At 40.6% G+C, this 20,165-nt stretch carries 33 protein-coding genes; 31 read left to right on the forward strand and 2 right to left on the reverse strand.

What is annotated here, in order from left to right; translation table 11 throughout:
* The first annotated feature begins 1 nt into the window (after nt 1).
* The 31 genes from fusA to yidD all read left to right on the forward strand — a co-directional run bounded on the left by fusA (nt 2) and on the right by yidD (nt 18,124).
* Entirely contained in the window at nt 2-2,119 is a 2,118-nt protein-coding gene (gene fusA, locus DYI03_RS02730) for an elongation factor G (RefSeq protein ID WP_021669836.1), read from the forward strand.
* Between the two features lie 94 nt (nt 2,120-2,213).
* On the forward strand, nt 2,214-2,519 hold the full coding sequence (gene rpsJ / locus DYI03_RS02735; protein ID WP_004357736.1) for a 30S ribosomal protein S10: 306 nt from the start codon (nt 2,214-2,216) through the stop codon (nt 2,517-2,519).
* A 50-nt stretch (nt 2,520-2,569) separates the two neighbouring features.
* A complete protein-coding gene (rplC, locus tag DYI03_RS02740) occupies nt 2,570-3,184 on the forward strand; it encodes a 50S ribosomal protein L3 (protein ID WP_004357797.1) in 615 nt (204 codons plus the stop codon).
* Nucleotides 3,184-3,813, forward strand: a complete 630-nt coding sequence (rplD, locus tag DYI03_RS02745; RefSeq protein WP_021669835.1) for a 50S ribosomal protein L4 — start codon at nt 3,184-3,186, stop codon at nt 3,811-3,813. Before rplC ends, rplD begins: the two co-directional genes overlap by 1 nt.
* A gap of 21 nt (nt 3,814-3,834) precedes the next feature.
* The gene (rplW, locus tag DYI03_RS02750) at nt 3,835-4,278 is read left to right on the forward strand and encodes a 50S ribosomal protein L23 (RefSeq protein ID WP_021669834.1); all 444 of its coding nucleotides are present in this window, start codon (nt 3,835-3,837) and stop codon (nt 4,276-4,278) included.
* Between the two features lie 7 nt (nt 4,279-4,285).
* A complete protein-coding gene (gene rplB, locus DYI03_RS02755; RefSeq protein WP_004357747.1) occupies nt 4,286-5,113 on the forward strand; it encodes a 50S ribosomal protein L2 in 828 nt (275 codons plus the stop codon).
* 20 nt (nt 5,114-5,133) lie between these two features.
* Nucleotides 5,134-5,400 carry a 30S ribosomal protein S19 gene (rpsS, locus tag DYI03_RS02760; protein WP_004357807.1) on the forward strand — a complete coding sequence of 89 codons (267 nt, stop codon included), beginning with the start codon at nt 5,134-5,136 and terminating at the stop codon, nt 5,398-5,400.
* 31 nt (nt 5,401-5,431) lie between these two features.
* On the forward strand, nt 5,432-5,842 hold the full coding sequence (rplV, locus tag DYI03_RS02765) for a 50S ribosomal protein L22 (protein WP_004357711.1): 411 nt from the start codon (nt 5,432-5,434) through the stop codon (nt 5,840-5,842).
* A gap of 8 nt (nt 5,843-5,850) precedes the next feature.
* Entirely contained in the window at nt 5,851-6,579 is a 729-nt protein-coding gene (rpsC, locus tag DYI03_RS02770) for a 30S ribosomal protein S3 (RefSeq protein ID WP_004357739.1), read from the forward strand.
* Nucleotides 6,580-6,593: 14 nt separating this feature from the next.
* Nucleotides 6,594-7,022 (forward strand): 50S ribosomal protein L16, encoded by a 429-nt coding sequence (gene rplP, locus DYI03_RS02775; protein WP_004357794.1) that lies wholly within the window; start codon nt 6,594-6,596, stop codon nt 7,020-7,022.
* Nucleotides 7,023-7,027: 5 nt separating this feature from the next.
* Nucleotides 7,028-7,222: a 50S ribosomal protein L29 gene (gene rpmC / locus DYI03_RS02780; protein WP_021669833.1), complete on the forward strand. Its 195-nt coding sequence runs from the start codon at nt 7,028-7,030 to the stop codon at nt 7,220-7,222.
* A gap of 2 nt (nt 7,223-7,224) precedes the next feature.
* The gene (rpsQ, locus tag DYI03_RS02785; RefSeq protein WP_021669832.1) at nt 7,225-7,491 is read left to right on the forward strand and encodes a 30S ribosomal protein S17; all 267 of its coding nucleotides are present in this window, start codon (nt 7,225-7,227) and stop codon (nt 7,489-7,491) included.
* A gap of 2 nt (nt 7,492-7,493) precedes the next feature.
* Entirely contained in the window at nt 7,494-7,859 is a 366-nt protein-coding gene (gene rplN / locus DYI03_RS02790; RefSeq protein ID WP_004357720.1) for a 50S ribosomal protein L14, read from the forward strand.
* Nucleotides 7,860-7,879: 20 nt separating this feature from the next.
* Entirely contained in the window at nt 7,880-8,197 is a 318-nt protein-coding gene (gene rplX, locus DYI03_RS02795) for a 50S ribosomal protein L24 (RefSeq protein ID WP_004357773.1), read from the forward strand.
* On the forward strand, nt 8,197-8,751 hold the full coding sequence (gene rplE / locus DYI03_RS02800; protein ID WP_004357761.1) for a 50S ribosomal protein L5: 555 nt from the start codon (nt 8,197-8,199) through the stop codon (nt 8,749-8,751). Before rplX ends, rplE begins: the two co-directional genes overlap by 1 nt.
* 3 nt (nt 8,752-8,754) lie before the next feature.
* Nucleotides 8,755-9,057 carry a 30S ribosomal protein S14 gene (gene rpsN / locus DYI03_RS02805; protein ID WP_004357813.1) on the forward strand — a complete coding sequence of 101 codons (303 nt, stop codon included), beginning with the start codon at nt 8,755-8,757 and terminating at the stop codon, nt 9,055-9,057.
* A gap of 110 nt (nt 9,058-9,167) precedes the next feature.
* Nucleotides 9,168-9,563, forward strand: a complete 396-nt coding sequence (rpsH, locus tag DYI03_RS02810; protein WP_025064548.1) for a 30S ribosomal protein S8 — start codon at nt 9,168-9,170, stop codon at nt 9,561-9,563.
* Between the two features lie 14 nt (nt 9,564-9,577).
* Nucleotides 9,578-10,144 (forward strand): 50S ribosomal protein L6, encoded by a 567-nt coding sequence (rplF, locus tag DYI03_RS02815; protein ID WP_004357815.1) that lies wholly within the window; start codon nt 9,578-9,580, stop codon nt 10,142-10,144.
* A 21-nt stretch (nt 10,145-10,165) separates the two neighbouring features.
* A complete protein-coding gene (gene rplR, locus DYI03_RS02820) occupies nt 10,166-10,510 on the forward strand; it encodes a 50S ribosomal protein L18 (RefSeq protein ID WP_004357782.1) in 345 nt (114 codons plus the stop codon).
* Nucleotides 10,511-10,515: 5 nt separating this feature from the next.
* Nucleotides 10,516-11,028, forward strand: coding sequence for a 30S ribosomal protein S5 (gene rpsE, locus DYI03_RS02825; RefSeq protein ID WP_004357789.1), 513 nt, complete (start codon nt 10,516-10,518; stop codon nt 11,026-11,028).
* 18 nt (nt 11,029-11,046) lie between these two features.
* Nucleotides 11,047-11,223: a 50S ribosomal protein L30 gene (rpmD, locus tag DYI03_RS02830; RefSeq protein WP_004357740.1), complete on the forward strand. Its 177-nt coding sequence runs from the start codon at nt 11,047-11,049 to the stop codon at nt 11,221-11,223.
* 25 nt (nt 11,224-11,248) lie between these two features.
* Complete coding sequence (rplO, locus tag DYI03_RS02835) at nt 11,249-11,695, forward strand: 50S ribosomal protein L15 (protein ID WP_004357715.1); 447 nt, start codon at nt 11,249-11,251, stop codon at nt 11,693-11,695.
* Nucleotides 11,696-11,699: 4 nt separating this feature from the next.
* Nucleotides 11,700-13,040: a preprotein translocase subunit SecY gene (gene secY / locus DYI03_RS02840; protein WP_021669829.1), complete on the forward strand. Its 1,341-nt coding sequence runs from the start codon at nt 11,700-11,702 to the stop codon at nt 13,038-13,040.
* A gap of 193 nt (nt 13,041-13,233) precedes the next feature.
* Complete coding sequence (infA, locus tag DYI03_RS02845) at nt 13,234-13,452, forward strand: translation initiation factor IF-1 (RefSeq protein WP_004352768.1); 219 nt, start codon at nt 13,234-13,236, stop codon at nt 13,450-13,452.
* Nucleotides 13,453-13,465: 13 nt separating this feature from the next.
* Nucleotides 13,466-13,582, forward strand: a complete 117-nt coding sequence (gene rpmJ, locus DYI03_RS02850; protein ID WP_004335771.1) for a 50S ribosomal protein L36 — start codon at nt 13,466-13,468, stop codon at nt 13,580-13,582.
* Between the two features lie 87 nt (nt 13,583-13,669).
* Nucleotides 13,670-14,050, forward strand: a complete 381-nt coding sequence (gene rpsM / locus DYI03_RS02855; RefSeq protein ID WP_004357700.1) for a 30S ribosomal protein S13 — start codon at nt 13,670-13,672, stop codon at nt 14,048-14,050.
* Nucleotides 14,051-14,129: 79 nt separating this feature from the next.
* The gene (rpsK, locus tag DYI03_RS02860; protein ID WP_004357760.1) at nt 14,130-14,519 is read left to right on the forward strand and encodes a 30S ribosomal protein S11; all 390 of its coding nucleotides are present in this window, start codon (nt 14,130-14,132) and stop codon (nt 14,517-14,519) included.
* A gap of 35 nt (nt 14,520-14,554) precedes the next feature.
* Nucleotides 14,555-15,163 carry a 30S ribosomal protein S4 gene (gene rpsD, locus DYI03_RS02865; RefSeq protein ID WP_004357809.1) on the forward strand — a complete coding sequence of 203 codons (609 nt, stop codon included), beginning with the start codon at nt 14,555-14,557 and terminating at the stop codon, nt 15,161-15,163.
* 14 nt (nt 15,164-15,177) lie between these two features.
* Nucleotides 15,178-16,176 (forward strand): DNA-directed RNA polymerase subunit alpha, encoded by a 999-nt coding sequence (locus DYI03_RS02870; RefSeq protein ID WP_004357743.1) that lies wholly within the window; start codon nt 15,178-15,180, stop codon nt 16,174-16,176.
* 73 nt (nt 16,177-16,249) lie between these two features.
* Entirely contained in the window at nt 16,250-16,732 is a 483-nt protein-coding gene (rplQ, locus tag DYI03_RS02875) for a 50S ribosomal protein L17 (protein WP_004357737.1), read from the forward strand.
* Between the two features lie 297 nt (nt 16,733-17,029).
* Complete coding sequence (gene yidD / locus DYI03_RS02880; RefSeq protein ID WP_021669828.1) at nt 17,030-18,124, forward strand: membrane protein insertion efficiency factor YidD; 1,095 nt, start codon at nt 17,030-17,032, stop codon at nt 18,122-18,124.
* Here the strand turns inward: yidD and DYI03_RS02885 are convergent.
* Both DYI03_RS02885 and DYI03_RS13385 read right to left on the reverse strand, forming a co-directional pair.
* On the reverse strand, nt 18,117-19,064 hold the full coding sequence (locus DYI03_RS02885) for an IS30 family transposase (protein ID WP_021669561.1): 948 nt from the start codon (nt 19,062-19,064) through the stop codon (nt 18,117-18,119). The two genes, yidD and DYI03_RS02885, sit on opposite strands and share 8 nt — an antisense overlap.
* Nucleotides 19,065-19,974: 910 nt before the next feature.
* Complete coding sequence (locus DYI03_RS13385) at nt 19,975-20,142, reverse strand: hypothetical protein (protein WP_159105343.1); 168 nt, start codon at nt 20,140-20,142, stop codon at nt 19,975-19,977.
* Between the last annotated feature and the right edge of the window lie 23 nt (nt 20,143-20,165).

Genomic DNA, 20,165 nt, shown 5'->3' on the forward strand with positions numbered 1-20,165 from the left:
AATGGCAAGTCACGATTTAAATTTGACCCGTAATATCGGTATCATGGCTCACATCGATGCTGGTAAAACAACAACTTCAGAGCGTATTTTGTTCTATACAGGTAAAACTCACAAAATTGGTGAAGTACACGATGGTGCTGCAACAATGGACTGGATGGCACAAGAGCAAGAGCGTGGTATCACTATTACATCAGCTGCAACAACTTGTAACTGGAACTATAATGGCAAGTCTTACAAGATTAACCTTATCGATACTCCGGGACACGTTGACTTTACTGCCGAAGTAGAACGTTCACTCCGTGTACTCGACGGCGCAGTAGCAACTTACTCAGCAGCAGATGGTGTACAACCACAATCTGAAACTGTATGGCGTCAAGCTGACAAATACAACGTTCCTCGTGTAGGTTACGTTAATAAGATGGACCGTTCTGGTGCTGACTTCTTTGAAACAGTACGCCAGATGAAAGATATTTTGGGCGCAAACCCAATCGCTATCCAAATTCCTATCGGTGCAGAAGAAAACTTCAAAGGTGTAGTAGACCTTATTAAGATGAAAGCTATTCTTTGGCACGATGAAACAATGGGTGCGAAATATGATATTGAAGATGTTCCTGCAGAGTTGGTTGATGAAGCTAACGAATGGCGCGAAAAATTGATTGAAGGCGCTGCTAACTTCGACGACGATGTTATGGAACTTTATCTTGAAGGACAAGATGTTCCTGAAGATAAAATCATGGCTGCAATTCGTAAGGGTTGTATCGCAATGGAATGCTGCCCAATGTTGTGTGGCTCTTCATACAAAAACAAAGGTGTACAAACATTGCTCGACTATGTTTGTGCTTTCTTGCCTTCTCCACTCGATACTGTTGTTACAATAGGTACAAACCCTGACACAGAAGAGGAAGAAGAACGTAAAGCAAGCATCACAGAACCAACTGCAGCCCTCGCATTTAAGATTGCTACCGACCCATTCATGGGACGTTTGGTGTTCTTCCGCGTTTACTCAGGTAAGGTAGAAGCTGGTTCTTACGTTTACAACCCACGTTCTGGTAAGAAAGAACGTATCAGCCGTTTGTTCCAAATGAACTCTAACAAGGAAATCGCAATGGAAACAATCGATGCTGGTGATATCGGTGCAGGTGTAGGTTTCAAAGATATTCGTACAGGTGATACACTTTGCGACGAAGCACACCCTATCGTATTGGAATCAATGACATTCCCTGATACTGTGATTTCTATCGCTGTTGAACCAAAGAGTCAAGCTGATATTGCTAAACTTGATACAGGTTTGCAAAAGTTGGCTGAAGAAGACCCAACATTTACTGTACGCACAGACGAACAAAGTGGTCAGACTATCATCTCAGGTATGGGTGAGCTCCACTTGGATATTATCATCGACCGTTTGAAGCGTGAATTCAAGGTAGAATGTAACCAAGGTAAGCCACAGGTTAATTATAAGGAAGCAATCACAAAGGCTGCTCAAAGTCGTGAAACATACAAGAAGCAATCAGGTGGTCGTGGTAAGTTCGCTTGTATTGATGTAACAATCGAACCAAAGGACGAAGACTACAAGGAAGGCGACTTGCAATTTATCAATGTTGTTAAGGGTGGTAACGTTCCTAAGGAATTTATCCCTTCTGTTGAAAAAGGTTTCAAAGATTGTTTAGGCAATGGTGTTCTCGGTGGTTTCCCTATCACAGGTTTGAAGGTTACTTTGACTGATGGTTCTTTCCACCCAGTAGACTCTGACCAATTATCATTCGAACTTGTAGCTCACCAAGCTTTCAAGAAGCTTTGTCCACAGGCTGGTCCTGTTTTGATGGAGCCTATCATGAAGGTAGAAGTTGTTACTCCAGAAGAGAACATGGGTGATGTTATCGGTGACTTGAACAAGCGTCGTGGTCTTGTACAAGGTATGGAAGAAGCTCGTAGCGGTGCACGTGTAGTAAAAGCTATGGTGCCATTGGCTGAAATGTTCGGTTACGTTACAGCTTTGCGTACAATTACATCAGGTCGAGCAACTTCTTCTATGGAGTACGACCACCACTCACCAGTTTCAAACAACCTCGCTAAGGAAATCCTTGAGGAATTGAAAGGTAACGCAGACTTACTTAAGTAAGAAACTTACTCAGGCAGCATCTTCATAGCGAATGACTCTTATGAAGATGCACTCCTGAGTTTAACAATAATAAATTAATAAATTCATAACAATTATGAGTCAAAAAATTCGTATTAAGCTCAAGTCTTACGACCATCAATTGGTTGATAAGTCAGCTGAAAAGATTGTGAAGGCTGTAAAGGCAACAGGCGCTATCGTTAGTGGTCCTATTCCATTGCCAACACACAAGCGTATTTACACTGTAAACCGCTCTACTTTCGTTAACAAAAAGTCACGTGAGCAATTTCAACTCTCTGACTTTAAGCGTCTCATTGATATTTATAGCTCAACTCCTAAAACTGTTGATGCTTTGATGAAGCTTGAGTTGCCATCTGGAGTAGAAGTAGAAATTAAAGTGTAATTGCACATTACGAACAAACAAAGAATTTAATTATTTAAAATTTAATTGAAATGCCAGGATTATTAGGAAAGAAAATCGGAATGACATCCGTTTTCAGTGCCGACGGTAAGAATGTACCGTGCACTGTTATCGAAGCTGGTCCTTGTGTTGTAACCCAAGTTAAAACAATCGAAAAAGACGGTTACAAGGCTGTTCAGTTAGGTTTCGGCGAAGCTAAGGAGAGTAGAACTTCTAAGCCACAGCAGGGACACTTCAAGAAAGCCGGCACAACACCAAAGAAGCACTTGGCCGAGTTCAAATTTGATGAGGAGTACAACCTCGGTGATACCATTACTGTTGAATTGTTCAACGATACAAAATTCGTTGATGTCGTAGGTACATCTAAAGGTAAGGGCTTCCAAGGCGTTATGAAACGTCACGGATTCGGTGGTGTAGGACAATCTACTCACGGTCAGGACGACCGCGCACGTAAACCAGGTTCTATTGGTGCTTGTTCATACCCAGCTAAGGTGTTTAAAGGTATGCGAATGGGCGGTCACATGGGTGGTGACACTGTTACAACTCAAAACCTCCAAGTGTTAAAGGTAATTCCAGAACACAATATTCTTCTTGTGAAGGGTAGCGTAGCTGGATGCAATGGTTCAACCCTTATAATTAATAAGTAATGGATATTAACGTATTAGATATTAAAGGTCAGGAGACCGGCCGTAAGGTTACTCTTAACGAGAATATCTTCGGAATTGAGCCAAACGATCATGTCCTTTATCTTGATGTTAAGCAATATCTTGCTGACCAACGTCAAGGAACAGCAAAATCAAAGGAAAGAAGTGAACACGCAGGCTCTACTCGCAAGTTAGGACGCCAAAAGGGTGGCGGTGGTGCACGCCGTGGTGATATTAACTCACCTGTACTCGTTGGTGGTGGTCGTGTTTTCGGTCCAACACCACGCGATTATAGTTTCAAACTCAACAAGAAAGTAAAGCAACTTGCACGTAAGTCAGCATTGTCTTACAAAGCTCAAGAGGCTGCTATCATTGTAGTTGAAGATTTTAATTTTGAAGCTCCAAAGACAAAAGATTTTGTAAACTTTGCTAAAAATATTAAAGTAGAGGACAAGAAAGTTCTTTTGGTTTTGCCAGAAGCTCAAAAAAGTGTATATTTGTCAGCTCGTAATTTGAAGAAGGCTCAAGTAACAACAGCAGCGCAAGTAAATACATATAGCGTATTGAACGCAGATGTACTCGTAGTTACTGAAAATTCTTTGAAGACAATTGACGAAATCTTAACCAAGTAAAAGTAGGAGACAGTAAGAATTATGGGATTTATCATTAAACCAGTAGTCACTGAGAAGATGAACGCCGTTACAGAAAAATCTTCTGTTGACAAGACTATTGTAGCACGAAATGAGAAGGCTGCTAAAGCACACAATGCAACAGCAGAAACTCGTAGCTACATTGTTAAGAACAAGCGTCATGCTGATGGACTAAAAAAAGAAAAGACAGTTTATTCTTATGTTAAGCCTGCTCAGCCAAAATATGGTTTCATCGTTAAACCAGAGGCTAATAAGCTTGAAATTAAGAATGAAATTGAAAAACTGTACAATGTTACAGTAATTGATGTGAATACGGTTCGTTATGCTGGAAAGCGCCAAGCACGCTACACAAAGGCAGGTCTTGTGAAAGGTCAAAAGAACGCATTCAAAAAGGCTATCGTCACCATTAAGGCGGGCGAAGAAATTGATTTTTACAGCAATATTTAAATAAAAAATGGCAGTACGTAAATTAAAACCGGTAACTCCGGGACAAAGACACAAAGTTATTGGCACGTTCGAGGATATTACTGCATCCGTGCCAGAGAAGTCTCTCGTTTACGGTAAGCGTTCAACTGGTGGTCGAAACAACACCGGTAAAATGACAGTTCGCTACATGGGCGGCGGTCATAAGAAGAAGCTTCGTTTCATCGACTTCAAACGAGAGAAAGATGGTGTTCCAGCTGTAGTTAAGACAATCGAGTACGATCCTAATAGATCTGCTCGTATTGCCTTGTTGTACTATGCTGATGGTGAAAAACGTTACATTATTGCTCCTAACGGACTGCAAGTAGGTGCTCAACTTATGTCAGGTGCAGAAGCTGCCCCTGAAGTAGGTAACACTCTTCCACTTGCAAATATCCCTGTTGGTACTGTAATTCACAACATTGAATTACGTCCAGGTCAGGGAGCTTTGCTCGTTCGTTCGGCTGGTAACTTTGCTCAGCTTACTTCTCGTGAAGGCAGTTATTGTGTTATCAAGCTCCCTTCTGGCGAAACACGCCAGATTCTTTCAGCTTGTAAAGCTACTATTGGTAGTGTAGGTAACTCTGATCACGCACTCGAACAGTCTGGTAAGGCTGGTCGCTCACGTTGGTTAGGTCGTCGCCCTCACAACCGTGGTGTTGTAATGAACCCTGTTGATCACCCAATGGGTGGTGGTGAAGGTCGTCAATCTGGTGGTCACCCACGTTCACGTAAGGGCTTGTACGCTAAGGGTCTTAAGACTCGTGCACCTAAGAAGCTTTCAAACAAGTATATTATTGAAAGAGCTAACAAGAAGTAAACAAAGTAAAAGAGTAAATTATGAGTCGTTCATTAAAAAAAGGTCCATACATCAACGTATCGCTCGAGAAGAAAATTCTCGCTATGAATGAGAGTGGTAAGAAGAATGTTGTTAAGACATGGGCCAGAGCATCAATGATTTCCCCAGATTTTGTGGGTCACACTGTTGCAGTTCATAACGGAAACAAATTTATCCCTGTTTACATTACTGAGAACATGGTAGGTCATAAGCTCGGAGAGTTCAGTCCTACACGCCGATTCGGTGGACACTCTGGTAATAGAAAGTAACAGGATATAACCCTTAGAAAAAGATAAAATAATGGGAGCAAGAAAACATATAAAGGCAGAGGCTCGTAAAGAAGCCCTCAAAAGCCAGTATTTTGCAAAGCTCAAGGACTGCCCTTCTTCTCCACGTAAAATGCGCTACGTTGTAGATATGGTTCGTGGAATGGAAGTTAACCGCGCCTTAGGCGTGCTTAGGTTCTCAAAGAAGGCAGCAGCAATGAATGTTGAAAAACTTCTACGCTCGGCAATTGCTAACTGGGAAATAAAGAATGACCGCAAAGCTGAAGACGGTGAACTTTATATATCTAAAATCTTCGTTGATGAAGGTGTTACAATGAAGCGTATGCGTCCTGCACCACAGGGTCGAGGATACAGAATTCGTAAACGTTCTAACCATGTTACCCTTTTCGTAGATTCAAAGGGCGACGCTAACAATGATAAATAAATAGTAGAATGGGACAAAAAGTTAATCCAATAAGCAACCGCTTAGGTATTATCCGCGGTTGGGAGTCAAATTGGTTCGGTGGCAAGGATTTCGGAGATAACCTCTTGGAGGATAAGAAAATCCGCACATACTTGAACAAGCGTCTCGAAAAGGCCAGCGTTTCTCGTATCGTTATCGAACGTACATTGAAACTCGTAACCATCACTATTTGCACAGCCCGTCCGGGTATCGTCATTGGTAAAGGTGGACAAGACGTTGATAAACTCAAAGAAGAATTGAAAAACCTTTTCAAAAAGGAAATTCAAATCAACATCTTTGAAGTGAAGAAACCTGAACTCGATGCAAATATCGTTGGTTACAATATCGCACGCCAAGTAGAAGGCAAAGTTGCATATCGTCGTGCAATCAAGATGGCTGTTGCTAATACAATGCGTGCTGGTGCCGAAGGTATCAAAGTTCAAATCACTGGTCGTCTGAATGGTGCCGAGATGGCGCGTAAGGAAATGTTTAAAGAAGGACGTACTCCTCTTCATACATTCCGTGCAGACATCGATTATTGTCAGACAGAGGCTCTTACTAAGGTTGGCCTTCTGGGTATAAAGGTATGGATTTGCCGTGGTGAAGTTTACAACAAGGTAGACTTGACACCTAACTTTACTCAGGATAAGGGCAACGCTCGCTCAAACAACGGCGCACGTTCTGGAAGAGGTAATCGTAGAAGAAACAATAACCGTTAAAAGTAAAAGCTATCATGTTACAGCCAAAAAGAGTAAAATATAGAAGACCTCAAGATGGGCGCGGTAATAAAGGAAACGCTCACAGAGGTACACAGTTAGCTTTTGGTTCCTTTGGTATCAAAACTCTTGAACCAAAGTGGATTGACAGCCGACAGATTGAGGCTGCTCGTATAGCCGTAAACCGCTATATGAACCGTCAAGGTCAAGTCTGGATTAGAATATTTCCTGATAAACCTATCACACGTAAGCCTGCTGATGTACGTATGGGTAAAGGTAAGGGTGACCCAGCAGGTTGGGTTGCACCTGTGACACCAGGACGTATCCTCTTTGAAGTAGAAGGTGTAAGCTTTGATATAGCAAAAGAGGCACTTCGCCTTGCTGCTCAAAAGCTACCTGTAAAGACAAAGTTTGTTGTTAGACGTGATTACGATAAAAACGCTTAAAAAAGATGAAGACTACAGAAGTAAAACAACTCGAAACCAAAGAATTGGTTGAGAAGATAGAGAATGCTGAGGAAGCTCTCGCAAAGATGAAGCTGAACCATCAGATTACTCCACTTGAGAATCCATCACAAATTAAGGTTGCTCGTCGTGATATTGCACGTATGAAAACTGAACTTCGTCAGAGAGAACTTAATAAATAACAATGGTCCAGATGGAAACAAGAAATTTAAGAAAAGTAAGACAGGGTGTTGTAACCAGCAACAAAATGGATAAAACCATTGTTATTGCTGCGAAGTTCAAGGAAAAGCACCCTATATATGGTAAGTTTGTCCAAAAGACAAAGAAGTACCATGTTCATGATGAGAAAAATGAAGCTAACATCGGTGACACTGTTCTCATTATGGAAACACGTCCTTTGAGCAAGTCAAAGAGATGGAGATTAGTTCAAATAGTAGAAAAAGCTAAGTAATTATGATACAGTCAGAATCAAAACTTACAGTATGTGATAACAGCGGTGCACGCATAGCTAAATGTATTCGTGTACTTGGCGGTACTCGCCGTCGTTACGCAAGTGTCGGTGACGTTATCGTAGTTGCAGTGCAGAACGTCATCCCATCAAGTGATATTAAAAAAGGTGCAGTATCAAAAGCTTTGATAGTACGCACAAAGAAAGAAATTCGTCGTGCTGATGGTTCTTACATCCGCTTCGATGATAACGCATGTGTTTTGTTGAACAATGCTGGCGAAATTCGTGGTAGCCGTATCTTCGGTCCAGTTGCTCGTGAGCTTCGTAACGTAAACATGAAGGTGGTTTCTTTGGCACCTGAGGTTCTTTAATTTAAAAAACGAAAAGTAAAATGGCAAAATTCCATATTAAGAAAGACGATCAAGTTATCGTACTTGCTGGCTCGGATAAGGGCAGAAGTGGTAAAGTGCTCAAAGTTCTCGTTGACAAAGAACGCGTACTAGTTGAAGGAATCAATATGGTTTCAAAGAGCACAAAGCCTTCTGCAGCAAATCCTCAAGGAGGAATTGTAAAGCAAGAAGCACCTATCCATATCTCAAACGTTAGTCTTATCGATCCAAAGAGCGGAAAAGCTACTCGTATCAAAATTGAACGTGAAGGCAAAATCGTTAAGCGTATCGCTAAAAAATCAGGGGAGGTAATTAAGTAATGAATACAGCACAACTTAAAAAAGAGTATAAAGAGCAAATTGCTCCTGCTCTCAAAAAGCAATTCAATTACACTTCTGCAATGCAGATTCCTGTCTTGAAGAAAATTGTTATCAACCAAGGTTTGGGTGATGCGACTCAGGACAAGAAGATTATTGAGGTTGCTATCAATGAAATAACAGCTATTACAGGTCAAAAGGCAGTAGCAACTTACTCACGTAAGGACATCGCTAACTTCAAACTTCGTAAGAAGATGCCTATTGGCGTTATGGTAACATTACGTCGTGAGCGTATGTATGAGTTCCTTGAAAAACTCGTTCGTATCTCATTACCACGTATCCGTGACTTCAAGGGTATCGAAAGCAAGTTTGATGGTCGTGGTAACTATACATTGGGTGTTACTGAACAAATCATCTTCCCTGAAATAAACATTGATCAGGTAGATCGTATCCAAGGTATGAACATTACTTTCGTAACATCAGCTAAAACTGATGAAGAAGGTTATGCACTCCTTAAAGCATTTGGTCTCCCATTCAAAAACGCTAAAAACGATTAAGATATGGCAAAAGAATCAATGAAAGCTCGCGAAATTAAGCGTGCGAAGTTAGTAGCTCGTTACGCAGAAAAGCGCGCAGCTTTGAAGAAGATTGTAGCTACTGCTGAAGACCCAGCCGAAGCATACGAAGCTGCACGTAAGTTGCAAGCTATCCCTAAGAACGCAAATCCTATTCGTCTTCACAACCGTTGCAAGATAACAGGACGTCCAAAGGGATATATTCGTCATTTCGGTATTTCTCGTATCCAATTCCGTGAGATGGCATCTCAAGGTTTGATACCTGGAGTTAAGAAAGCAAGTTGGTAAAATCTATAATTCCTTTCGTCACGGAAAACATAATTCCGTGGCGGAGGATTTTAAAAGGATATTTTTTAATATTGTCGGGGAAGTCCCGATTAATTAAACATTTTATATTTATGACAGATCCAATAGCAGATTATCTGACAAGACTCAGAAACGCAATCATGGCTCATCACCGTGTTGTTGAAGTTCCTGCGTCTAACTTGAAGAAATCTATTACTAAGATTCTCTTTGAGAAGGGCTACATTCTGAACTATAAGTTCATTGAAGATGGTCCACAAGGAACTATCAAGGTCGCTTTAAAATACGACCCTGTTACAAAACAGAACGCTATCAAGAAATTGAAGCGCGTTTCTTCACCAGGTCTTCGCCAGTATACTGGCTACAAAGACATGCCGAGAGTAATTAACGGACTTGGAATTGCAATTATTTCAACGTCTAAAGGTGTAATGACAAACAAAGAAGCAGCTGCTGAGAAAATTGGTGGTGAAGTTCTTTGCTACATTTATTAATTGGAGGATTCAAAATGTCAAGAATTGGAAATTTACCAATTAGTATTCCTGCTGGTGTAACTATCACACAAAAGGATAACGTTGTTACAGTGAAAGGTCCTAAGGGTGAACTCTCTCAGTATGTAAATCCTTCTATTAAGGTAAACATCGAAGAAAGTCAAATTGTCTTCGAAGTTGATGAGAAAAATCCTGTGAACTACAAGCAAAAGCAAGCTTACCATGGTCTTTATCGTTCGCTCGTAAACAACATGGTTGTTGGAGTTAGTGAAGGTTATAAGAAGACTCTTGAATTGGTTGGTGTAGGTTATCGCGTTTCAAATCAAGGTAACTTGGTTGAATTCTCGCTTGGCTATACACACCCTATTTTCATCGAATTTCCAAAAGAAGTAACAGTTGAAACTAAGAGTGAACGTAACCAAAACCCTATTATCACTCTTGAAACAGCTGATAAGCAATTGCTTGGTCTTATTTGTGCAAAGATTCGTTCTTTCCGTAAGCCTGAACCATACAAAGGTAAGGGTATTTTGTTCCAAGGTGAGGTTATTCGCAGAAAGTCTGGTAAATCAGCTGCAGCTAAGTAACTTTAATAATTCATTACGATTATGACAACAAAGAAAGAACAAAGAAGACTTAAGATAAAGTTGCACATTCGCAAGAGTGTGAACGGAACTGCAGAACGTCCTCGTTTGAGCGTTTTCCGCAGTAATAAGCAAATTTACGCACAAGTAATTAATGATCTTACAGGAACGACACTTGCTTCTGCTTCTTCTGCTGGTCTTGAAAAAATGGCCAAAATTGAACAAGCTAAGAAAGTTGGTACTCTTGTAGCTGAAAAGGCTACTGCTGCTGGTGTACAGCAAGTAGTTTTCGATCGTAACGGTTATCTTTATCACGGACGTGTACAAGCCTTGGCTGATGCTGCACGTGAGGGAGGACTTAAATTCTAAACGATATGGCAATGAATAAAGTAAAAGTAAATAGTGACGTAGAACTGAAAGACCGTTTGGTTGCAATCAACCGCGTGACCAAGGTTACCAAGGGTGGACGTACATTCACATTTGCGGCCATCGTCGTTGTAGGTGATGGTAAAGGTGTTATTGGTTGGGGACTTGGCAAGGCTGGTGAAGTAACAGCTGCTATCCAAAAGGGTACAGATGCTGCTAAGAAAAACCTTGTTAAAGTTCCTGTGCTTAAAGGCACTGTTCCACACGAAGTTGAAGCACGTTTTAGCGGTGCTTGTGTACTTCTTAAGCCAGCTGCTGCCGGTACTGGTTTGAAAGCTGGTGGTGCTATGCGTGCTGTACTTGAGAGCGCAGGTGTTACTGACGTGATTGCAAAGTCAAAGGGTTCATCTAACCCTCACAACCTCGTAAAGGCAACTATTGCTGCTCTCGCTCAAATGCGTGATGCATATACTGTTGCTGGTGAGCGTGGTATTAGTATGGACAAAGTATTTAACGGTTAATTACAGGAGATTTGAATAATGGCAACAATTAAAGTTAAGCAAATTAAGAGCCGTATTAACGCTCCAAAAGACCAAAAGAGTACATTATTGGCTCTTGGACTTCGTAAGATTTCACAAGTGGTTGAAGTAGAAGATACTCCAAGCATTCGCGGAATGATTCGTAAAGTTCATCATTTGGTGACAGTAATTGATTAATAAATCTTTTTAAAGAAACTGTGTTATGAAATTAAATAATTTAAAACCAGCAGAGGGCTCAACCCATTCTCGTCGTCGTATTGGTCGTGGACCAGGTTCTGGACTTGGCGGTACTTCTACACGTGGTCACAAGGGTGCAAAGTCACGCTCTGGTTATAAGAGAAAGATAGGTTTTGAAGGTGGTCAGATGCCACTTCAGCGCCGTGTTCCAAAGGGTGGATTCAAGAATATCAATCACAAGGAATACTTTGCAGTTAACTTGTCTACTCTTCAAGAACTTGCTGAGAAAAAGAATCTTGCAAAAATCGGATTGGCTGAATTAATTGAAGCTGGTTTGACAAATGGCAAGGTACTTGTAAAGATTCTTGGCGATGGAGAATTGAAGTTGAAGGTTGATGTTGAAGCAAATGCCTTCTCAAAGACTGCCGAAGAAGCTATCAAGGCAGTAGGTGGTAACACAACTATTATCTAAGTCAATGAAAAAGTTTATTGAGACACTGAAGAACTGTTGGAAAATCGAGGATTTGCGCAAGCGACTCCTCGTGACCATCCTGTTCACAGCCATATACCGTTTTGGCTCGTTTATTGTACTTCCCGGAATTAATCCGAGTTTGTTGGAAAAACTCCAGTCACAAACAGCTGGCGGTTTGATGTCACTGTTGGACATGTTCTCTGGTGGTGCTTTCTCCAAAGCTTCTATTTTTGCTTTGGGAATTATGCCTTACATTTCTGCTTCTATCGTAATGCAGCTTTTAGCTGTTGCTGTACCTTATTTCCAAAAGATGCAGCGCGAAGGAGAAAGTGGGCATAAGAAGATTAATTGGTATACACGCATTTTGACAGTATTTATTCTGTTATTCCAAGCGCCTGCATACTTGATTAACTTGAAGACACAGGCAGCGGGCGCTTTGGCAACAGGAGTAAACTGGACTGCCTTCATGTTCTCTGCCTCAATAATCTTGGCCGCTGGGTCTATGTTTATTTTATGGCTCGGTGAGCGCATTACGGATAAGGGTGTAGGAAACGGAATTTCAATCATTATTATGGTCGGTATCATTGCCCGACTTCCACAATCTTTCTTCCAAGAAGTAAGTAGCCGCTTTACAGCGATTACAAGTGGTGGTCTTGTAATGTTTATCGTAGAAATAATTATCCTATACTTGGTAGTGTGTGCGGCTATCCTTCTTACTCAAGGTACACGCAAAGTTCCTGTACAGTATGCAAAACGTGTTGTGGGAAACAAGCAATATGGTGGTGCGCGTCAATATATTCCTTTGAAATTATTCGCAGCTAACGTAATGCCTATCATCTTTGCCCAAGCATTGATGTTTATCCCATTGACAATTGTTCAGTTCTCTACTGATAGTGCAAGTCCTGTACTTCAGGCTTTGATGAATACAAAGAGTTTAGCGTATAATTTAATCTATGTTGGTTTGATAATCGCATTTACTTACTTTTATACAGCTATCACACTCAACCCTACTCAAATGGCAGAGGATATGAAGAGAAACAATGGATTTATTCCTGGTGTAAAACCAGGTAAGAGTACAGCGGAATACATCGATACGGTTATGACCCGCTTGACTTTCCCTGGCTCTCTCTTTATAGCTCTTATAGCGGTTATGCCAGCTTTAGCAGGTTTGCTCAATGTTCAAGATTCATTTGGTCAATTCTTTGGTGGAACATCATTGTTGATTCTTGTTGGTGTTGTTATTGATACTCTTCAACAAATTGAATCACACTTGATGATGCGTCACTACGATGGTCTTTTGAATTCTGGTCATACACGTGGCAACGGCAATGTAGCTGCATATTAAATCTTTTTCTGATGAAGTAAGAATATTCCTTTATGAAGAAGATGAAATAAGATAATGTGGCAGGTCAATCATTTTTGGTTTAACGCCTAAAGGTTGACCGCCTCATTTTTGGCATAATTCGTAAATTCGAAACAAACACGATTTCTCTTCTGACTGAAGAAATAAACATTATTAAAAGACAAAATAATAAGATATGGCAAAACAAACTGCTATCGAGCAGGACGGAACAATTCTCGAGGCTCTCTCAAATGCAATGTTCCGCGTAGAGTTAGAAAATGGTGTTGATATTACAGCACACATTTCTGGTAAGATGCGAATGCACTACATCAAGATTCTCCCTGGCGACAAGGTCAAGGTCGAGATGAGTCCATACGACTTAACAAAAGGCAGAATAGTTTTCAGATACAAATAATTAAAATATAAAAATGAAGACAAGAGCATCATTAAAGAAGCGTACAGCCGACTGCAAAATCGTTCGTCGTAAAGGTCGTTTGTTCGTTATCAACAAGAAAAACCCTAAGTTCAAGTTACGTCAGGGTTAAAAAACTATAATCTGTTAATTATTTAATATTAAATGAGTAATTTTGCAGAGTTTATAGCAATAACAAATTTTTAATTAATTACATTCAATGGCAATAAGAATTGTTGGAGTAGATTTGCCCCAAGAAAAGCGTGGCGAAATCGCATTGACCTATATCTATGGTATTGGTCGAAGTAGTTCAGCAAAGATATTGGATAAAGCAGGTATCAACCGCGACCTCAAGGTTAGCGAGTGGTCTGATGACCAAGCTGCTAAAATCCGTGAAATTATCGGTGCTGAATTCAAAGTTGAAGGTGAACTCCGTTCGGAGATTCAGATGAACATTAAGCGCCTCATGGATATAGGTTGCTATCGTGGAGTTAGACATCGTAATGGTCTTCCAGTTCGCGGTCAGAGTACTAAGAATAATGCTCGTACCCGTAAGGGAAAGAAGAAGACTGTTGCTAATAAGAAGAAGGCTACTAAGTAAAATTTAGTTGAGAGTTAAGAGTTGAGAGTCTTCGTACTCATTAACTTATAAACTTAAGACTTTTAAACTAAAAGAAATTATGGCAAAAAAATCAGCAACATCTAAGAAAAGAAATGTAAGAGTTGATGCAATGGGTCAGCTCCACGTTCACAGTTCATTTAATAATATTATTGTATCTTTGGCAAACAATGAAGGTCAAGTTATTTCTTGGTCTTCAGCTGGTAAGATGGGATTCCGTGGTTCAAAGAAAAACACTCCTTACGCTGCACAAATGGCAGCAGAGGATTGTGCTAAAGTAGCTTTCGACCTCGGTTTACGTAAAGTAAAAGCGTTTGTAAAGGGACCAGGTAATGGTCGTGAGAGTGCTATTCGCGCTGTCAACGCTGCAGGCATTTTGGTTACAGAGATTGTCGATGTAACTCCATTGCCACACAACGGTTGCCGTCCTCCAAAACGTCGTCGTGTATAATCTCATCTTTTTAACAATTTAAGAATATTATAATTATGGCAAGATACATAGGTCCAAAATCTAGAATCGCACGCCGCTTTGGTGAGCCAATCTTCGGCGCAGATAAAGTGTTAGCTAAGAGAAATTTCCCTCCAGGACAACACGGTAACAATCGTCGTCGCAAGGTTTCTGAGTATGGTGCTCAGTTGGCAGAAAAGCAAAAGGCAAAATATACATACGGTGTTTTGGAGCGTCAGTTCCGCAACATGTTCGACCGTGCTGCAAAGGCTAGTGGTATTACTGGTGAAGTTCTTCTTCAGAACCTCGAAAGCCGTCTCGACAATGTGGTATATCGTCTTGGTCTTGCACCAACCCGTGCCGCTGCTCGTCAGTTGGTAAATCACAAGCATATCGTTGTAAATGGTGGTGTTGTAAACATCGCTTCTTATGCTGTTAAGGCTGGTGATATCGTTGGCGTACGCGAAAAGGCTAAGTCTCTCGAAGTTATTGAAGCTGCCTTGGCTGGTTTCAACCACAGCAAATATCCTTGGATAGAGTGGGACGAAAACAGCAAGAGTGGTAAGTTCCTCCACCAACCAGCTCGTGAAGACATTCCAGAGAATATTAAGGAGCAATTAATCGTTGAGTTGTACTCTAAACAATAAAAATCATTAAATTAATGGCGATATTAGCATTTCAAAAACCTGATAAAGTTGTGATGTTGGAGGCTAACGACCAATTCGGCAAGTTCGAATTCCGTCCTCTTGAGCCTGGCTTTGGTGTTACAATTGGTAACTCATTGCGCCGCATCCTTCTTTCGTCTTTGGAGGGCTATGCTATCAATACAGTGCGTATCGCAGGTGTTGAGCATGAGTTTTCTACCGTTCCGGGCGTTAAGGAAGATGTCACCAATATCATTTTGAATCTCAAGCAAGTTCGATTCAAGCAAGTAGTAGAAGAATTCGAGAATGAGAAAGTTAGTATTACCGTAGAGAATTCAACAGAATTCAAAGCTGGTGATATTGGCAAGTATCTGACTGGATTTGAAGTGTTAAATCCTGATTTGGTGATTTGTCATTTAGACTCAAAAGCCTCAATGCAGATAGATTTAACTATCAACAAGGGACGTGGTTACGTTTCAGCTGATGAAAATCGTGAATTCTGCACTGATGTGAATGTACTCCCAATCGATTCAATCTACACCCCAATCCGCAACGTCAAGTATGCCGTTGAGCCATATCGTGTTGAACAAAAGACCGACTATGACAAATTGGTAATTGAAGTTGCAACAGATGGTTCTATTCACCCAAAGGACGCGCTTAAAGAGGCTGCAAAAATCCTTATCTATCACTTCATGTTGTTCTCTGACGAAAAGATTATGTTGGAGAGTCCTGATCAGGAAGGCAACCAAGAGTTTGATGAAGAGGTATTGCACATGCGTCAGTTGCTTAAAACTAAGCTCACTGATTCAAGTCTCAACCTCAGTGTTCGTGCGCTCAACTGCTTGAAGGCAGCTGATGTTGAAACACTTGGCGACCTTGTTCAGTACAACAAGACCGACCTCTTGAAGTTCCGTAACTTTGGTAAGAAATCGCTTTCAGAGCTTGATGATTTGCTCGAGAGTCTGAATCTTACGTTTGGAACCGACATTACAAAGTATAAATTGGACAGAGAATAAGTTAATGTAGGTGGACTGCTAAGAGTAAGTCCACCACATTAAAACTATTTTGGTCAACAACAAGAAAAAGAAAATGAGACATAATAAAAAATTCAACCATTTAGGTCGTACTGCAAGTCATCGTAGTGCTATGCTTTCTAACATGGCTATCTCTTTGATTACGCACAAAAGAATCACTACGACCCTCGCAAAGGCAAAGGCTTTGAAGAAATTCGTTGAGCCTCTTATCACTCGTGCTAAGGACGATACTACCAACTCACGTCGTGTAGTTTTCCGTTACTTGCAGAACAAAGAAGCTGTAACAGAATTGTTCAAGGAAATTTCTGTAAAGGTAGGCGACCGTCCAGGCGGTTACACTCGTATTATCAAGCTTGGCTTGCGTAAGGGTGACGCTGCACCAATCGCTTTTATCGAGTTGGTTGATTATGATGAAAACATGGCTAAGACTCCTAAGGCTGAAGTTAAGAAGACACGTCGTAGCCGTCGTTCTAAAAAGGCTGTTGAAGCTGAAACACCAGCAACTGAAACTGTTGCAGAAGAAGCAAAAGCAGAATAATCTTTTAGAAAGATTTCTTTATAATATAAGCGGATATGTTCAAATGAGCATATCCACTTTTTTTATGATAATTTGGCACATTAGCCGATATTTTGATTTTGTCTATACACTACTTATCCCGAACTGAGGGACAATAGGTTTTGGAGCGCAAAAAACGCCATTTTATAGTTTAGAGTGGCTGTTTTTGTATTTCGTTTTGGAGGTATAGTGTTGTTTTATATATGTATTAAAAAGTTAAACTGTTTTTTTTTGTTAATTTGCCAACTCTTTTGTAATTTTGCAAAAAATATATCAATTATGAATAAGTCTTTTGTTGGATTTAAAATGACTATATTGAGATTTTTTCTATTATTTTTTCTTTCATCTTGGCATATTAAAGTTATGTGTCAAGAATATCATGATGGGATATTGTCCTCGAGTAATGTTGTAAATATATCCGATGAAAGAAATAAGGCTTCTGCTGATTTTATTCATTTTTATCAAAAAAATATTAGTAAACTTCGTGGAAGTAGATGTGCAATGTATCCAACTTGTTCAAACTATGGTTTAAAGGCATTTAAAAAAGAAAATTTCGCAAAAGCATTTCTTGATACTGCGGATCGTTTGATTCGTTGTGGGCATGATGGTAAATTTTATTCGGTAACGTATGCTTATGGAAATCCATGTTTATTAGATTTACCAGACTGTGATTCTGCTTTATTTTTAAGTTTGACTCAAAAATCACAAAATTCGATTTATACCGATAGATTAAAAGTTGTCAATAAAAAAGATAGTTTAAATGACTTTATACGTTATTTAATTAATAATCATGATTACAATTTGGCAATGTTAGAAATAGAACGCCTTTCTTATTTTGACAAAGAAAATTCTCCTTCTACTTATTTGCAGAAATTGATTTGTTATGAAGGTCTTGAACGTATGGAAGAAGGTATTTTTGATTTTTATGCACAAAAGGATTTAAATATATGTAATGATAATCGTGTAAAATTCCAAGTATCAAAGATGTTTTATCGCCTTAATAATTATAGTGAGGCTGAAAAGTTATTTCCTAAAATTAATTTGACAGAACAAGATTCTATACGAAGAAGGCATTTATATTTAGGACTTTCAAACTTAAAAATGGGTTATTTAGATAATTGTGTACAGCATTTTGAAGCAGCAAATCAGTTTAATACCAATGAGCAAATTGTTAATAAAACGAATGAGGTCATATCAAGTATTATTGCGAGGAAGCCTAAAAGTAAAGTTTTAGCTGGTATTCTTTCTATATTTCCTGGTGGAGGCTATTGGTATGCAGGACATAAATCCAGCGCTATTACATCATTTATTGTTAACTCTTTATTAGGTTTTGCTACTTACGTGAATTCAACAAGCAAGTGCAAATTTACTTAATTTGTTCGTAAAAGCACTCGTATGGTGTTTTAAATCCTAATTTCTTTCTTGGTCTCATGTTAATTTTCCTTGAACACTTTGTGATTTGTTGATGGCTGACATGTTCAAACGTTTCTGATTTTGGCACGTATTGCCTAATCAGTCCGTTTGCATTTTCTATGCCGCCCTTCTGCCATGAAGAGTATGGATCGGCAAAATAGATGTTGACACCAAGGCTTTTTCCTATCATTTCATGGCAAGCGAATTCAGTACCGTTGTCTGTTGTAATAGACTTGACATGCCCTTTGAATGGAGATAGCAGATGTATTACAGTACGTGCCAGCTCTATGGCATTCTTTCCCTTTTTAAGTTTTCTCATAAACAGCATGTTTGTACTGCGTTCTATCAGTGTAACGATGGCACCGTGATTTCCTCTTCCTACGATAGTATCCATCTCGAAGTCCCCAAAGCGCTTGCCGTCAGCTTCTGCAGGTCTTTCGCTGATGCTTGTTCTGTTGACTATAGATATGCGTCTGCCCCCGACAGGTCTGGCACGATGCTTTAGCCTGTGACGACAGTGTTGGTATAGTTTCCCTCCTTCTGCCTTGTCTTTACGTATCATACGGTATATGGTTTCATGACAAATATACTTGCCATCATTGGCCAATGCACCGGATATTTGTTCCGGAGACCACTGTTCGGTAACAAGAAGGCGTTTCGCCTCTTCCATGACATCCTTGTCAACTGAACGATTACCTGGCTTCTTGCGTTTTGTGCGTACTGCATTTGCTTGGGCTGTCTCCCAGTTGTAGTGTCCTCTAATCCCACTGTTACGTCTTATTTCACGTGACACTGTACTTGGACTTACATTTATCGCTTTGGCAATGTCTTTTTGTTTCATTCCGTTTTGGAGTAGCACAGAAATTGTGTACCTTTGCTCCGAGGTTAATTGTTTGTACATAGCAATGCAAATTTAATTAATCTTTGGGAGACAGAGGTCTCCCTTTTTCATTTTTATGCATTGCTTGCTGATTTTTCCACTCATGGGGGCTGCTCGCCCCCAAACCCCTCGGTGTTTTCAGGTATAGATTATTAAGCTACACCCGTACTTGGGATTGCAGTTCTATGTTGAACTTGCGCCTTCACACTAACATCCACACCGTTGTTCGCAAAAACAAACTTAATTGCCCTGTCTATTTCAGGTTAAAGTCTGCTGCTGACACCCATTGCCCTGCGAACGTAGTGCCAGTAAAGCTCGATTTTGTGGAAACGCTGTAGCGAATGGTGCCTTTGGTACTGCGTATATTATTGACTTCAATGCGGTTCCATCCGTATCCATTGCTGTCGTTAGCGTCAACGATATTCTGATAATAGGTCCTGTCCGGATCGGATGAGAGCGAGTCAGCGACACCCAACCTACGTTTGGCCTCTGCCCAGATATCCCCGCCTGTATTACCATTGGCTGAACGGTTAGTGTGCTGACAATCAACACATTCGACGAATAGCCGTATAAGATAGGTGCGCAAGCGCATCTACATTGAAAACCAAAGTCAATGCAATTGAAAAAACAGATTGATGAGCACTTTGCAACTGAGTTGCAACAAAATTTTGCTACCTTTGCATCATGATGCGGGGAAAAGCTCTCATAGTAAGTCTTTGGCTGGCAATGCTCATGGTGTTGCTGGTTTTGGCCGTGCCTCATCATCACCACCTGAGCAACGTTTGTTTCGTGGAAGAGAGGTGCGAAACAGACGGTCAAATCAATGACCGCCACACCCACCATCATTCTTCCGGACAGGAATCGCAGGCAGACAACTGTCCCGTAGAGCAAATCAGGCACATTGTTAAGGACGACGAGCATGCGCAGCCCATCATACAAGTGGCGCAGCAGCAGCCTCATTGGCTGTGCGCCCACGCTGCCGACATGCACCCGCACGTGCAGATAGTCTCGCCAGTTGGCGAAACGCCCGACCCCATCGTCCGATTGCTTGAGGCACATATAGCCTCAAGTGGACGAAGGGGTCCTCCCGCTTTATCATACCCATTGTTTTTATCTAGTGGC

Source organism: Prevotella disiens (assembly GCF_900454955.1).
Classification (GTDB): domain Bacteria; phylum Bacteroidota; class Bacteroidia; order Bacteroidales; family Bacteroidaceae; genus Prevotella; species Prevotella disiens.